Origin of the sequence: Radiobacillus kanasensis, from assembly GCF_021049245.1 — a bacterium.
GTDB classification, from domain to species: Bacteria; Bacillota; Bacilli; order Bacillales; family Amphibacillaceae; genus Radiobacillus; species Radiobacillus kanasensis.
The window spans coordinates 375047-389857 of record NZ_CP088020.1 but is presented as its reverse complement, the minus strand read 5'-3'; the positions used below and the strand labels follow the sequence as shown (position 1 = coordinate 389857).

Below are 14811 nucleotides of genomic sequence, written 5' to 3'. Positions count from 1 at the left end.
TATGTATTTAGAAATACTTTGTGCTAATGTCTTGTCTTTATACCCAAAATTGTAATTGTTCTTATGGATTTATTAAGGAGGCAGTCTTTAGTTTTCGGAGGTTAATTTTTATTGGCGCTCGTGTGCCTGATTTTGGCGTTCAGCTATTCACAACACAAAAAACCAGCTCTACACTGGATGTAGAACTGGCCTCATAAGATTAAACCGTTTTTTTCTTCGCTGCTTTTTCACGTTCGTTTTTGTTTAAGATTTTTTTACGAAGACGAATGGATTCTGGTGTTACTTCGCAGTATTCGTCATCGTTCAAATACTCAATTGCTTCTTCTAGTGTTAATGTTCTTGTTTTACGAATGGTAGCTGTTTGATCTTTTGTTGCAGATCGAACGTTTGTTAAATGCTTTTCTTTTGTAATATTAACCGTTAAGTCGTTATCGCGGTTGTGTTCTCCGACGATCATACCTGCATACACTTCTGTACCTGGATCCACAAAAATTGTTCCACGATCCTCTAGACCCATAATACCGTACGTAGATGCTTTCCCTGGTTCTAACGCTACGAGAACACCTTGGCGTCTTCCACCAACTCTTCCGGAAACAACCGGTTCGTATTGATCAAACGTATGGTTCAAAATACCGAAACCACGTGTTTGCGTCATGAATTCTGTTGTATAACCAATTAAACCACGGGAAGGAATCTTGAATTCCATTCTTACTTGCCCGTTACCGTGGTTGGCCATGTCAAGCATTTCTCCCTTTCTTGCTCCAAGGGATTCCATCACCCCACCTGTGTACTCCTCTGGAACGTCTACTTGTACACGCTCTACTGGTTCACAGCGAACCCCATCGATTTCCTTGATGATAACTTGCGGTTTAGACAGTTGAAGCTCATAGCCTTCACGACGCATGTTTTCTACTAAAATCGATAGGTGAAGCTCTCCACGTCCAGAAACTGTCCAAGCATCTGGAGAGTCTGTAGGATCTACACGTAAGCTTACATCCGTTTCTAATTGGGTTAATAAACGCTCTTCAATTTTACGAGACGTAATATATTTTCCTTCTTTTCCAGCAAATGGACTGTTGTTTACAAGGAAAGTCATTTGTAAAGTCGGTTCATCAATTCTCGGGATTGGTAGTGCCTCTTGATGATCTTGTGGACATACCGTTTCTCCTACGTTAATATCCTCCATACCGGATAACGCAATGATGTCACCAGCTTTTGCCTCTTGAATCTCAATACGTTTTAATCCGATGAAACCGAACAATTTCGTTACACGGAAGGATTTTACCGAGCCATCCTTTTTCATTAAAGCAACCTGTTGACCAACTTTAATAGATCCACGGAAAATACGTCCGATCCCAACACGACCTAAATAGTCGTTGTAGTCCAACATCGTTACTTGGAATTGTAATGGTTCAGCAGAATTATCTGCAGGTGCCGGGATATTGTCTAAGATAGTTGAAAAGATTGGATCCATCGTTTCTTGTTGGTCCTCTGGCTCTTCTCCAGACGTACCGTTTAACGCGGATGCATAGACAACCGGGAATTCTAATTGGTCCTCATCTGCTCCTAGCTCGATGAATAAATCTAACACTTCATCAATGACATATTCAGGACGAGCACTTGGTCGGTCTATTTTGTTCACGACAACAACCGGTGTAAGCTTTTGTTCTAATGCTTTCTTTAGCACGAAACGCGTTTGCGGCATACACCCTTCGTACGCGTCCACGACAAGCAATACTCCATCTACCATTTTCATAATACGTTCTACTTCTCCACCAAAGTCAGCGTGACCTGGTGTATCTAGGATGTTGATTCTTGTATCGTTATATTGAATAGCCGTATTTTTAGCTAGAATCGTTATGCCACGTTCTCTCTCCAAATCATTGGAGTCCATCGCTCTTTCGTCCACTTGTTCGTTTTCCCGAAACGTACCAGAATAACGAAGTAATTGGTCCACTAGCGTCGTTTTCCCGTGGTCTACGTGGGCGATGATCGCGATGTTGCGAATATCTTCTCTTAATTGCATATTTCCTTACTCTCCTCTAGGTATTGAATTGACATGCTCATTTCCGATTTTACAACTAGCCCATTATAGCACACTTTTATAAATGTATATATAATTGTCAAATCTTGCCCTTATTTCTCATTTTCCTTTTTGGGAAAAGAGACGATGAAAAGCGCTCCACCGAGATGAGAGGTTTCTACTGCAATCGCCCCACCTGAGCGTTCGATAATTGCTCTGGCAATCGCAAGTCCGAGCCCTGTTTCTCCACCTTTTCCTTTTACGAAGCGATGAAAGAGGTGTGGAATTAAGTCTTCATTAACTCCAGGGCCATCATCAGCTACCGTGAGGTACACACGCTCATTTTTCTCATAGCTTCTTACCTCTACCTTCGATTCCGCATGTCGTACTGCATTCGAAACGATGTTCATCGATGCTTGCAGCAGCTTTTCTTTATCCGCTTCTAATAAGGTATCCAGCTTCGTATCATAGTCCAAGGAAATAGAGCGTTCATTAGCCAAGGGTAGAGCACGTTCTACTATTAGTGTGATTAATTCTTCTACTTTTATCAGTTCTTTTTCATATATATTCTCTTCACTATCCAACTTCGCGAGTAGAATCATTTCATTAATTATCTTTTTTAAGCGACTAATTTCTTGCACGACAACATCTAAACCGCGTTCCGCATCGGATTCAGTAAAAACTCCATCTCTAATCCCTTCCGCATAGCCTTGGATAGTCATTAATGGTGTTTTTAACTCATGGCTAGCATTTTGGAAAAATTGCTTTTGAGAAGAGATATATCGCTCCAATTCACGAGCCATTTCCATTACACTTTGTTCTACCTCTTTTATTTCTCCACTCGCGTCAATTTCCTTTAGATCATCAAACTGGCGATTTTGTATCTTTTTAATTTGGTGCTTCAATCTCGTGAGTGGTGTAACAAGACGTCTCGTCAATAAGTAGCTCAACGCAATGGCTGCAGATACTCCAATCAGAAAAACTACTAACAATCGAAAAATGAAGGTATGCTGTACGGCTTGAAGGTCATCTAATGGCGTCACTAGGACAAGCTCTGCACCTGGTATTTCGGTATAGAAAGCAATTTTAGATACGACATATCGCTCATCACCCGCACGCCATAGCGGTTGTTCATCTGAACTTAGGTCATAGTTTTCCACCCAGTGCTTTGTCACATTTGACGGTAGGGTGGACAACAAAATTTGGTCGGAATTACTGTCATATATAAATAATTGCAAATCCTGCTCATTTAAAAATCGTTGCACATTTACAGAATTGTATTCGTCATTCAAAATGCTGACGAGTAGCTCCCCTTTTGCCCGAAGCTGCCTCTGTTCATCTTGAATTAGCAAATTTAAAAGAAGGGAGTAAATGGTATATGCCGTTACAGACATAATGACAATTAGCAACGTCGTAAAGGCTGCATTTAATTGATATTGTAGTTTCATGATTCATCCTCACTCGCACTCCTCATTCGATAGCCATAGCCCCACACGGTTTCAATAGGAAGCCCGTCCAGTTTTTTTCGAAGTCTTTTAATTAAATCATCCACCGCCCGATCACTTCCGAAATAGTCTTCCCCCCACACTTTTTTAAGGAGCTCCTCTCGAGAGAATGCACGATTTTGATTTCGTACAAAGATGGAGAGCATATCAAACTCCTTCGCTGTCACTTCTACTTCTGCTCCCGCCCAGACAATTCGACGATCATCTAGTTTTACGATTAATTCACCGATCTGAAGCTCTTCTTTTTCCACCTGTGGCTCCCGTTGTACCGTCACCCGTTTAAAAAGGCGCTTTACTCGAGCCACTAATTCGCGAGGACTAAAAGGCTTCGTTAAATAATCATCTCCACCTAACTCTAAGCCTAAAATCTTATCAATTTCTTCATCTTTAGCCGAAATGATAATGATCGGAACGTCACTCGTATCTCGAATCTTTTTACATAATTCATAACCATCCATTCCTGGAAGCATAATGTCTAGTATCCACATATCCGCACTTTTACCACTATTCCAATAGTCCCAGGCATCTTCCGCATTATCCATTACTACGGTTTCATACCCATCCTTTTGTAAGTATGCTTGGACGATGTTTTGAATATTTGCATCATCTTCTACAATAGCAACCTTCGCTTGAATCATTTTTTTACGCCCCCTATTAATTGCTTATATTTTCGCACATCTTTCTTAAATGTGAATCCATCTTTTCGTTTTACACACTTTTTACACATTTGTACCAAAGTATTGCCATAACTGCTCCGTACAATAAGAAATGTACAACGAGATAAACAAAAACTCAATAAATCTAGCAGGGCTCCGAAAGTGACGGAATTTGCAACTGTAGGATAACTGCTTATGACGAGAGTATCTAGCCCGTGGAGCTGGACCTGGCTGACCCTGTCAAAGGTTTTTAACAGGAATTTAGTTTTATAACTCGTAAAATTTGAAGAAAGGTGTGATTTCATAATGGATTATAAAGATCATGAAAATCACGAGAACCCAAATTTACATTCTTATAGTGAAGATACAACAAACCACGAGGAGGAAAGACCCGAAGAGACGTCCTCTGCTTCACCTGTACAAGTGGAAACCTCTAAGTCTGAGACAGAAGAAAAACAGACTCAAAAATCTGCTGGCACCTTCAAAATGTTACTAAGCAGTGTAGTCGGCGGTTTAGTTGTGGCACTAGTCGGTACAGGTTTAATCACTACAGGTGTTATACCTTTAGATGATGAGAACGAAACCACTCCAACGGAACAGTCTAGTGAAGTAGACGAAGAGACATCCGCTTCCAGTGACGTCGTTCAAACATTAGCTGCAGAGGAAGAACCAGAATCCCTGCAACAAGCCATTGAGCAAAACTCTGAAGCTGTTGTAGGTGTTTCCAACATTCAAGAAGCTAGTTTGTGGAGTGAATCACAGGCTACCGGAACAGGATCCGGAGTTATTTACAAAGAAGAAGACGGTAAAGCCTATGTGGTAACCAACTATCACGTTGTGGAAGGTGCAAATGAACTAGAAGTCGTACTTGCCAACGGAGATAAAGTGGAAGCTGAATTACTAGGCGGAGATCAACTAAGCGACTTAGCCGTATTACGTATAGATGGCAGCAAAGTAGAACAAGTAGCGAAGTTAGGATCTTCGGAGAATTTACAAGTAGGGCAAACCGCCATCGCTATTGGGAACCCACTTGGAACTGAATTTGCTGGTTCCGTTACAAAAGGAATCATAAGTGGTTTGAATCGTTCCGTTGAAATGGACTTAAACACTGACGGACAGCCTGACTGGACAACAGAGGTCATCCAAACAGATGCCGCTATCAACCCTGGTAATAGTGGTGGTGCGTTAATTAACGCAAACGGTGAAGTAATCGGTATTAACTCGATGAAAATCGCTCAAGAAGCTGTTGAAGGAATAGGGTTTGCCATCCCAATGGATACAGCAAAACCAATCATCCAACAGCTAGAGGATAACGGACATGTTGAACGACCGTTCATGGGTATAAGTGCTATTGCACTGAATACTGTACCAGAAAGACATAAACAACAAACCTTGAACTTAAGCAATGATGTGACAGATGGCGTAGTCGTTGCAGATGTTCAAGTAAATTCACCAGCAGATCAAGCATCCTTGCAAAAATATGACGTGATTACAAAAATTAATGATAAAGCAATCACGAATATGCTCGTCTTGAAGCAGTATCTATACGAAAATACCGAAATAGGAGATAAAATCGATATCACCTATTACCGCGATGGACAGCAACAAACAACTTCGTTAACATTAGCAGCGCAAAATCAAGAACAAAGTCAACAACAATAATTAAGTGAACCTATCCTCTGGGGACTCCCCCCCTTTTTTCCCAGAGGGTATTCATTATAGATGAAAAAGGATTGGTGCCATCTGGCCCAATCCTTTCTCTTTATCATCCAAAAAACAAATCTAAAATGTTACTTCCTGCTGAGCTTTGTTTGTTATAAAACTCAGAATAGCCACATTGCTTACAAAAGACTACGACAAATTGGTTATGTTGTACATCAAACATCTTGGATAGCCCTGTACCACTCATCGATACTTCCTTTTTACCCGCATCTTTACTCCCACATTTAATACAGCCTTTATGTTCTGTCATTGGAACATCCTCCTCTTTCATATAGCATATATACGAACATGAAAATATAAGGTTTCACATTATTATTTGTTTTAAAAGACCCAAAAGCTTTATAAAATACCATTTACAAAACACAGGACAAAGAGGGCGACAGATGCCGCCCTCTTTGTTAGCTATACAATATACTATTGACCTCGTTTTGGTCTAAATAGTCTTCATACATTTCATGGTCTAGGTTTACCCCGTCATAATTCCCATCCATATCCGTAATGATAAATCCTTCAATCTCTTCAGCACTTCCAATCATTTCTCCGGAATGGAAGAACATATCATTGTAGTTTTTATCCGTATTATAGAAATCGGATGGAGTTTCGGAAGTACCCCATGCACTTACTCGTTGCCAAGCATCTTCAGGATCAAATGCCGTCGATTCTTCTTCATCGACGGAGGATTCCATTTCCGTAATGCTCGGATGGATGACATCCTCTTCTACCGGACGAGAGGAAGAGATATACGGCTCTTGAGTGTGTTGGATACAACGAGTTGCTGTTGGCAATGCATACAGTCTTTCAACAGGGATATCTTTCCCGCACTCCTCACACTTCCCATACGATCCGTTTTCGATTGCCTCAAGAGCATAATTAACATCACGCCACTCTTTTTCATGATGATCATTTAAGGCAATGTCCTTCTCTCGTTCATAGAGCTCTGTACCATGATCACCTGGATGGTTATCGTAGTTCGATAACTCACTCATCGACTCTTTGATTAATTCAAATTCTGTTCCGAAGTGATCCTCTAATTCGCTTTTAAGCTCACTTCGACGCTCCATGAGCATAGTCCTACACTGATCGACCTCATCACGGCTAATCACTTTTTATCGCCTCCTGACAATTTGTCTTAATGGGGCAATATTAGTATAACCGCAAATAACTTCCTCAACAGATTTAGATTATGGAAATGACGGTAATTGGTCTTTTACCTTTTCTGGTTCAGGATCATATCAACATGGGGAATACCATCTTCCAAATACACATCCGAGATTTCTTCAAACCCAAACGAACTATAAAAATGTCGCAAGTACTCTTGGCCTTGAATTTTTATTTCTTCTTCATCCCATTCCTTCAGGATATAATCAATGGAACGCTGTAATAGTTCTTTGGCATGTCCTCCACCTCGGTAATTCTGATTTACCAGCACCCTGCCGAAGGAAGCTTGAGAATAGGTAGTGCCTTTTGGCAAAAGTCTTGCGTAAGCGATGACTTCTTCGCCGTTATGTAAAAATAAATGGGTCGAGGCTTGATCGTGGTTGTCCAGTTCAGAGTAGGCACATTCCTGCTCTAAAACGAATACATCTATCCTTGCTTTTATAATTTGGTATAACTCTGTCGTCGTCAGCTGTTCAAAGTGCTTGTACATCCATTCCATTTTGCTTTCTCCTCCATGCAAAACAAGTGTCTTTATCGTAAGATATCTGCGTACGGATGTAAATGTATTCGCCTTATGATATGCTCTTTTGAAAAGGAGGAATACTCCCATGGCTAATCGCTATCTCTTCATGCTCGGTGGCAACTTAAATCAAGCGAAAGTGCAACGGAATTTTATCGAAGTAGCCAAACTACACAAAACACTGGTTAAGCCTAGGACTTCAACCTGATCAAATTGATACGATCGTTCTCCATCCAGACCATTTATATGACTTATCAGAAGCAACGACTAGGTTGAATCAAGCAACTGGGATTTTCATTGGTGGAGGGCATACGAAAACCTACTATGAGTGCTACGTTCAGTCTTCTTTGAAAGAAGTTATACAACGGAAGTATTGGGATGGAACACCAATAGCAGGAAACTCTGCGGGTGCTCTTATCATGCCCGAAACCATTTTGCTCTCTCCACATGATACAGATGACGGTTTACCTTGGAGCGGAAGTGGATTAGGCCTTTGCAAGGATCTAGTTGTTAGTGTCCATTTTAGCCAATGGAACGATCGGGATAATTTACTAAAAGGAATAGAACAATTAAAGGCATCTATAGGATATGGAATTGATGAAAAAGCATGCTTGGCATTTAAAAACGAACAACCATACCAGCATTATGCTGTAGACGATGATAAAGTACATACCTTTTTCTTGTGAGATTGAGAAGAGAAGGTCCGTACGGTATGAAGTATGGCATGGACCAACTAAAAGAGACCAAATCATAGTGATTTGATCTCTTTTTTTCCACAAAACTATCTTTTACAGATCATCAAAGCCGTTACCTGCGTCATTCACTTTTGTATATTGACGAGATTTTTGTTCAAAGAAATCTGACTTTGCCGATCATGTGGCCAGCCCATTCCGTCTCAATTTCTACCGCCTTTATGAATGTTTGTTGAACAAAGTCCGCTTATTCCTTTGTGTCATGTGAAGGATTTTCAGCAACCACCAGTCATTTTTTCTAAAGGAATTTGACCCCCATTTGTAGAATAATAACAACTTAGACGATGAAGGAGGAGAGACTGTAATGAGTGCAAAAACAATTGGGTTTATCGGAACGGGAGTAATGGGAAGCAGTATGGCTGCAAATTTATTGCAAGCTGGTTATGCTTTAAACATATATACACGAACAAAGAGTAAAGCAAAGTCTCTCATCGAATTAGGGGCTACTTGGAAGGAATCCGTCAAGGAACTGGCAGAAGCATCGGATGTTATGGTTACGATAGTTGGTTATCCGTCAGATGTGGAAGAGGTGTACCTAGGTAAAGATGGGCTATTAGAACATGCAAAACCAGGTGCTTATCTCATCGATATGACAACGTCTAAGCCATCCCTTGCTCAAAGAATTTTTCAAAAAGCACACATGAAGAATCTTCATGTGTTAGACGCTCCTGTATCCGGTGGAGACGTCGGTGCTCGTAACGGAACGCTTGCGATTATGGTCGGTGGTGAAACAGAAGCCTTTCAAGAAATGCTTCCTATTTTTCAAGTAATGGGAGAAAACATCCAATTGCAAGGACCAGCCGGTTCAGGTCAGCATACCAAAATGAGTAATCAAATTACGATCGCCTCCAATATGATCGGGGTTTGTGAAGCTATTACATATGCCCAAAAGGCTGGGTTAAATCCTAGTAAAGTATTAGATAGCATTACGACTGGAGCAGCAGGAAGCTGGTCATTAAACAATCTGGCTCCAAGAATGATTGCAGGGAATTACGAGCCAGGTTTTTATATTAAGCATTTTATTAAAGATATGAAAATTGCGATTGAATCTGCACAAGAGCTTGGGTTGACTACCCCAGGGTTAGAGCTATCTCTTTCTCTGTATGAAAAATTAGCTTCTGAAGGCGAAGAAAACAGCGGAACTCAAGCGCTTATCAAATTTTTTCAAACTAAATAGAGCGGAGTGAGTACCCACATGCCCATTAACTTTCACTCAGATAAGGTAAAACATAGCTATACTACTCGTAAAGCAGATTCCTCTTGGAAAGAAATCCTTACAGAAAACATTGATTTTCATCCTATCCACCTAGCTGCTGATATTGGCTGTGGTGGAGGCATTTATTCTAAAGCGCTAACAGAGCTCGGTGTCTCTCATGTCATTGGGATTGATTTTTCTGAAGCGATATTAGATGGGGCACGCGAGGCCTGTAAGGATTATTCTTCGATTCAATTCCAATATGGTAGTGCGGTTGATACTCATTTAAAGGATTCATGTGTGGACGCTATTTTAGAAAGGGCATTAATTCATCATATTAACGATCTTGTTCCTACTTTTGCCGAAGCACATCGCGTTTTAAAGGATGACGGGGTATATATTGTGCAAGACCGCACACCTGAGGATTGTTTACTCCCTGGTAGTGAAGAACATATAAGAGGATATTTCTTTGATTTATTCCCCCATTTAGGAGCTATTGAAAAGAAAAGAAGACACGCCTCTGAAAAAGTAATTCATACTTTAGAGGAAGTAGGTTTTACAAGCATAAAGGCTATTCCGTTATGGGAAACAAGAAAAGAATATAGCGGAAAACAAATACTACTAGAAGATCTCCAAAGTCGTACGGGTCGTTCCATCCTTCATGACTTAACAGATGAACAGCTTCAGACCCTAGTTAAGCATATCGACCTTCAGTTACCAGAAGGAACCATTACCGAGAAAGATCGGTGGACGATATGGCTAGCTGAAAAATAAAAGGGGTGCATCTCCGAAGAGATCCACCCTTTTTCACATTTATAATCGAATTACAGACGCGTCACGTTTGCTGCTTGTGGTCCGCGGTTACCTTCAACGATTTCAAATTCTACTTCTTGACCTTCATCAAGAGTCTTGAAACCTTCGCTTTGGATAGCAGAGAAGTGTACGAAAACATCGTCTCCGTCTTCACGCTCGATGAATCCAAAACCTTTGTCTGCGTTAAACCATTTTACTTTACCTGTCATAGTATATGACCTCCTTACAATAAAAGTACAAAGTAATTGAATGGAATTACCTTTACACCACTTATTGTTAAAGAGATCGTAAAGAATTATACAACCATCCATTTCCTTTTGCTTCTTCACTTTACTACTTTTTCTAGTTCAATGCAAGCTGAGCTAGCGCCCTTTACAATAATTTTACCAATGTCACCTTTATATTGACGTAATATATCCACCAACATTAAGTATCGTGAAATCCTCGATAACAAAACAGCATAAACAACAGTTAGTTAATCACGCTTAAAAAAAGAGTAATTTTTGTTTGACTGTATATAAATACTAATATGAAGGTTTTATCTTAATCTTGGTTAAATATACCATTAGAGATGCTTAAGTATCTCGCAGGTAAACAAATAAACCGTGTATCCATAGTACACGGTTTATTATTGTGCTAGAACTGAAATATGTGAGTTAATGGCCTCCGAAATAGTGAATCCCATTTTTACCTTTCCCAATTGTTTATAAATGGGATTCCGATAGGATTTTAATTTAATCTTATACGTTTAACAAATAGTGTAGCCCAATAAGCAATAAAAGTTATCCCTATATCTATAGCGAATATATGGACATGATTAAATCCACGGTTTAGGTCAAGTAATCCAATTTGTGACTCTAGCGGGACAAGTACGAAAGAAAATATCGCGCTTATAATCAAGATATACATATAAAAATTTTTATTATTTTTTGTACAATATTGATATATTAGCAAAAAACTTACTGGCAGAACCGATGATGTTAAATTGATTGCATATGGCAAGATAGGAGATAATGAATATGGATGAACCATATAACTATGCTGTTCCAAAATTAAATTTATATATGACCATAAAAGGTGAACGGTATATCCAAAGAAAAAAACTTCAAAGATTCTTTTTCTATCAACAATAAACCATAAAACAATGAGTGGAAGGATAAATGAGGAAAGAACCACCCAAAACTGCCATGTTCCAAGCCCCGAATACTCACTCCAAAAGGATGATATAAGGGAATAAAGCTCGTCATTTTTTTCCGTAATTTGATTTCTGTACTCTTTAAAATCCATTTTCTACCTCCTCGCTTTACTTCTATAACATGTACATTATTCATTTTAATATTCAATTCGAGAATCAGTTCTAATTATCTTTTTCCACATACTATATATACAGGCTTAATAGAGCAAAAGAGGAAATCACTCTAAGTAAATATAAGGTTAGTTAATTGTGAGCATTTCCCCTCTCCACATCAAAAATTGTATTTGCCGATTTCATATAAACCGTGATAAAATATGGACTTGCAAGAGATGATGTAACTGAATATCCGACCTAACATTTATATCTTGCAAATATAAATAGAATAGGTGGTAACCAATTATGGAAAAAGGAAGTTTTCAAGTACTGTTGTACTACAATTATGTAGACATTGAGGATCCGGAGCAATTTGCAGCGGATCACTTGAAATTTTGTAAGGAAATAGAATTAAAAGGAAGAGTACTCGTTGCAAAGGAAGGAATCAACGGGACAGTATCGGGAACTATAGAGAATACCAATAAGTACATGGAAGCAATGCATAACGATCCGCGGTTTGAAAACATGGTATTCAAAATAGACCAAGCTGATAATCATGCATTTAAAAAAATGCACGTTCGCCCTCGTCCTGAGCTCGTTACGCTTCGTTTAGAAGATGATATTAACCCGAGAGAAACAACTGGTCAGTACCTGAGCCCGCAGGAATTTTATGAAGCAATGCGTGATGAAAACACCGTTGTTTTAGACGCTCGTAATGACTATGAATATGACCTTGGTCATTTTAGAGGAGCCATTCGCCCGGACATCGAAACATTCCGTGATTTACCAGAATGGGTAGAAGACAACCGTGAGCTTTTAGAAGGTAAAAAAGTCCTTACCTATTGCACAGGCGGAATTCGTTGTGAAAAGTTTTCTGGATGGCTTGTTAACAAAGGGTTTGAAGGTGTAGGGCAGCTTCATGGTGGAATTGTCACTTACGGAAAAGACCCAGAGGTACAAGGAGAGCTTTGGGATGGACAGCTTTATGTCTTTGATGAAAGAATATCTGTACCTGTAAATAGAAAAGAGCATGTGGTTGTCGGAAAGGATTACTTTGACGGTCAACCTTGTGAACGTTACGTTAATTGTGCAAATCCAGAGTGTAACAGACAAATGCTGTGCTCCGAGGAAAACGAGCATAAATATATGAGAGGCTGCAGTCACGAATGCCGAACCTCTACACGTAATTTATACGTGAAAGAACATGGTCTTACGGAAGAAGAAATTCAAGCTAGACTTGACCGTATTCAACAAGAAGATCGTGCTGTAAGCGCTAATTAATAGTGAAAGGAAGTTCCATTATAGCTGGAGCTTCCTTTTTTTGATGAAGCAATATTTTTGACGTGGCCAGTTCACCTTGCTACTTTATAAGAAAAGGAGGCGTGGACATGAGCGTTTATGAATATTCCGCTATGACCATCAAAGGGGAAGAGGTACCACTCGAACAATATAAAGGGAACGTATTATTAATTGTGAACACAGCCACAAACTGTGGATTCGCCCCACAATTTGATGGGTTACAAGAATTATATGAGTTTTACAAAGATAAAGGATTAACCGTTCTCGGATTTCCTAGCAATCAGTTTATGAATCAAGAACCACGCTCAGAATCTGAAATCGACCAACATTGTAAATTAAATTATGGTGTAGACTTCCCAATGTTCAGTAAGGTAGATGTGAAGGGTCCGAACATCCATCCTTTATTTCAATATCTGACCGAAAATGCTCCAGGTGTCCTCACCAAACAAGTTAAATGGAATTTTACGAAGTTTTTAGTTGATGCATCCGGTCATGTCGTGAATCGATACGCTCCTCAGACCAAACCAGAACAAATGAAAGAAGACATAGAAAAACTTCTTTCTCACACATGAAAAAAGGAGCCCTGCGGCTCCTTTTATTCGTCTCTTTCTTCTTCTTCTTCTTCTTCTTCTTTTTCTTTACCTTTTTCCTTTTTTTCTGATCTTTCTTCCGCTTGTTTTTCAGCCTTCTCCTTGGCTTTCTCTGCCGCTTTCTGTTGCTTTTCGGCGGCTTTTTCAGCGGCTTCTTGTTGTTTTTCAGCCGCTTTCTCTGCTGCTTCCTTTTGTTTCTCTGTAGCTTTCTGCTGTTTTTCTTTTTGTTTCTCAGGATTAGCATTTACCTGTTCTGTCTCTTCCTCGTTACTAGAACTTTTTGCTGAAGTCACAACGGTAGAAGGAATGTCTTCCTCTTCATCGGATTCCGTTACTTGCTCGTCATCCTCTTCAGAAGCATTTTCTTCAGATTCCGGTACATCTGTATCCAATTCCTCTTCTTCCGCTTCCTCTTCATCGACCTGCCTTGAAGCAATCTTTTCTAGCCGTTTATGGTAAGAGTCTAATTTCTTATTAAGCTTTTTAGCTGTCTTTTCATCGCCATTAGCTTCTGCCTCTGCTAATAAGGTTTGTAAATAATCAGCTTTCTTCTGATATACGACTTCTTTAATATCTGTCATGGTATAGCCTAGTTCAGCCATTACCGAATCGAGGTCGGATTCTTTTAGCATAGTAGTAATTTCTTCTGGTGTCTTACCAGAAAGTTCTGCTAGAGAAATCACTTTCGCTATTTCACCATAACCAAGCTCGGCTTCTCTTAGGCTTTTCACTGTCTCCATATCAAATCCTTTGGTGACATTAGCCACAAGGTACGCTTTATCCTGAACTTCTTTCACCTGTTCCAATTGATCCTCACTTAATTCAGACTCTAACTCCTCATCAAGCTCGGCAACTTCTTCCAATTCTTCACTAATTTCTTCCTGATTTTCGTCACTAACAGAGTCATCTTCTATTACTTCAGAAACTTCCTCTTGAGCCTTTTCTAGAAGTTCTTGATAAGAATCCATAAGATCCTCTAAGAATTCCCCTTTTTCCTCATCTGATAATTCGGTTGCTTCTGCCAAACGTTCTGCTGCAAACTGAAGGAGGAGCTCAGATTCTTTCTCTGAATCGAAAGTGAAAGCTAATCGAAACTCTTCATAAAACTGATCCAACTTGTACAAAAACTCTCCTGGAAGTGACCCAGCTTCTGATTCCAGGTTATCTGGAGTACTTGGTACTGCTGCGGAAACCTGTCCCCCAAACCCTAGCGACAAAACAACAGCTGTGGGAATTAAAAACTTTTTCATATTTTTCCTCCTATTTCATCCAATAGGCACTAAGAAAACT

The 14811-nt window shown here is 39.7% G+C and carries 14 protein-coding genes and 1 pseudogene; 6 read left to right on the top strand and 9 right to left on the bottom strand.

Going from position 1 to position 14811, the window contains the following annotated elements; all coding sequences use genetic code 11:
- Positions 1 to 199: 199 nt before the first annotated feature.
- The 3 genes from typA to KO561_RS02060 form a co-directional block, all read right to left on the bottom strand.
- Entirely contained in the window at positions 200 to 2026 is a 1827-nt protein-coding gene (gene typA, locus KO561_RS02070) for a translational GTPase TypA (protein WP_231095513.1), read from the bottom strand.
- A 110-nt stretch (positions 2027 to 2136) separates the two neighbouring features.
- The gene (locus KO561_RS02065) at positions 2137 to 3471 is read right to left on the bottom strand and encodes a sensor histidine kinase (RefSeq protein ID WP_231095512.1); all 1335 of its coding nucleotides are present in this window, start codon (positions 3469 to 3471) and stop codon (positions 2137 to 2139) included.
- Positions 3468 to 4166: a response regulator transcription factor gene (locus tag KO561_RS02060; RefSeq protein WP_408004837.1), complete on the bottom strand. Its 699-nt coding sequence runs from the start codon at positions 4164 to 4166 to the stop codon at positions 3468 to 3470. The genes KO561_RS02065 and KO561_RS02060 overlap by 4 nt, the downstream gene beginning before the upstream one ends.
- Positions 4167 to 4490: 324 nt before the next feature.
- Between KO561_RS02060 and KO561_RS02055 the strand changes: the two genes are divergently transcribed.
- The gene (locus KO561_RS02055) at positions 4491 to 5846 is read left to right on the top strand and encodes a S1C family serine protease (protein WP_231095511.1); all 1356 of its coding nucleotides are present in this window, start codon (positions 4491 to 4493) and stop codon (positions 5844 to 5846) included.
- Positions 5847 to 5949: 103 nt separating this feature from the next.
- On the opposite strand, the gene KO561_RS02050 is transcribed toward KO561_RS02055, so the two are convergent.
- The 3 genes from KO561_RS02050 to KO561_RS02040 form a co-directional block, all read right to left on the bottom strand.
- Positions 5950 to 6156 carry a zinc ribbon domain-containing protein gene (locus tag KO561_RS02050; RefSeq protein WP_231095510.1) on the bottom strand — a complete coding sequence of 69 codons (207 nt, stop codon included), beginning with the start codon at positions 6154 to 6156 and terminating at the stop codon, positions 5950 to 5952.
- 148 nt (positions 6157 to 6304) lie between these two features.
- On the bottom strand, positions 6305 to 7009 hold the full coding sequence (locus tag KO561_RS02045) for a TraR/DksA C4-type zinc finger protein (RefSeq protein ID WP_231095509.1): 705 nt from the start codon (positions 7007 to 7009) through the stop codon (positions 6305 to 6307).
- Positions 7010 to 7113: 104 nt separating this feature from the next.
- The gene (locus KO561_RS02040; RefSeq protein WP_231095508.1) at positions 7114 to 7563 is read right to left on the bottom strand and encodes a GNAT family N-acetyltransferase; all 450 of its coding nucleotides are present in this window, start codon (positions 7561 to 7563) and stop codon (positions 7114 to 7116) included.
- A gap of 224 nt (positions 7564 to 7787) precedes the next feature.
- Here KO561_RS02040 and KO561_RS02035 point away from each other — a divergent pair.
- The 3 genes and pseudogenes from KO561_RS02035 to KO561_RS02020 form a co-directional block, all read left to right on the top strand.
- Positions 7788 to 8270 (top strand): annotated as a pseudogene (locus KO561_RS02035) (Type 1 glutamine amidotransferase-like domain-containing protein); the annotation flags it as partial.
- A 370-nt stretch (positions 8271 to 8640) separates the two neighbouring features.
- Positions 8641 to 9513 (top strand): NAD(P)-dependent oxidoreductase, encoded by an 873-nt coding sequence (locus tag KO561_RS02025; RefSeq protein WP_231095507.1) that lies wholly within the window; start codon positions 8641 to 8643, stop codon positions 9511 to 9513.
- 18 nt (positions 9514 to 9531) lie between these two features.
- Complete coding sequence (locus KO561_RS02020; RefSeq protein ID WP_231095506.1) at positions 9532 to 10305, top strand: class I SAM-dependent methyltransferase; 774 nt, start codon at positions 9532 to 9534, stop codon at positions 10303 to 10305.
- Between the two features lie 50 nt (positions 10306 to 10355).
- Here KO561_RS02020 and KO561_RS02015 read toward each other — a convergent pair whose 3' ends face one another.
- Positions 10356 to 10553: a cold shock domain-containing protein gene (locus tag KO561_RS02015; protein ID WP_038558067.1), complete on the bottom strand. Its 198-nt coding sequence runs from the start codon at positions 10551 to 10553 to the stop codon at positions 10356 to 10358.
- A 520-nt stretch (positions 10554 to 11073) separates the two neighbouring features.
- Positions 11074 to 11631, bottom strand: coding sequence for a hypothetical protein (locus KO561_RS02010; protein WP_231095505.1), 558 nt, complete (start codon positions 11629 to 11631; stop codon positions 11074 to 11076).
- Positions 11632 to 11938: 307 nt separating this feature from the next.
- On the opposite strand from KO561_RS02010, the gene trhO reads away from it, so the two are divergent.
- Positions 11939 to 12913, top strand: a complete 975-nt coding sequence (gene trhO, locus KO561_RS02005; protein ID WP_231095504.1) for an oxygen-dependent tRNA uridine(34) hydroxylase TrhO — start codon at positions 11939 to 11941, stop codon at positions 12911 to 12913.
- A gap of 107 nt (positions 12914 to 13020) precedes the next feature.
- On the top strand, positions 13021 to 13503 hold the full coding sequence (locus tag KO561_RS02000) for a glutathione peroxidase (RefSeq protein WP_231095503.1): 483 nt from the start codon (positions 13021 to 13023) through the stop codon (positions 13501 to 13503).
- A gap of 23 nt (positions 13504 to 13526) precedes the next feature.
- Here KO561_RS02000 and KO561_RS01995 read toward each other — a convergent pair whose 3' ends face one another.
- Complete coding sequence (locus KO561_RS01995; RefSeq protein ID WP_231095502.1) at positions 13527 to 14771, bottom strand: DUF5667 domain-containing protein; 1245 nt, start codon at positions 14769 to 14771, stop codon at positions 13527 to 13529.
- Positions 14772 to 14811: the final 40 nt, after the last annotated feature.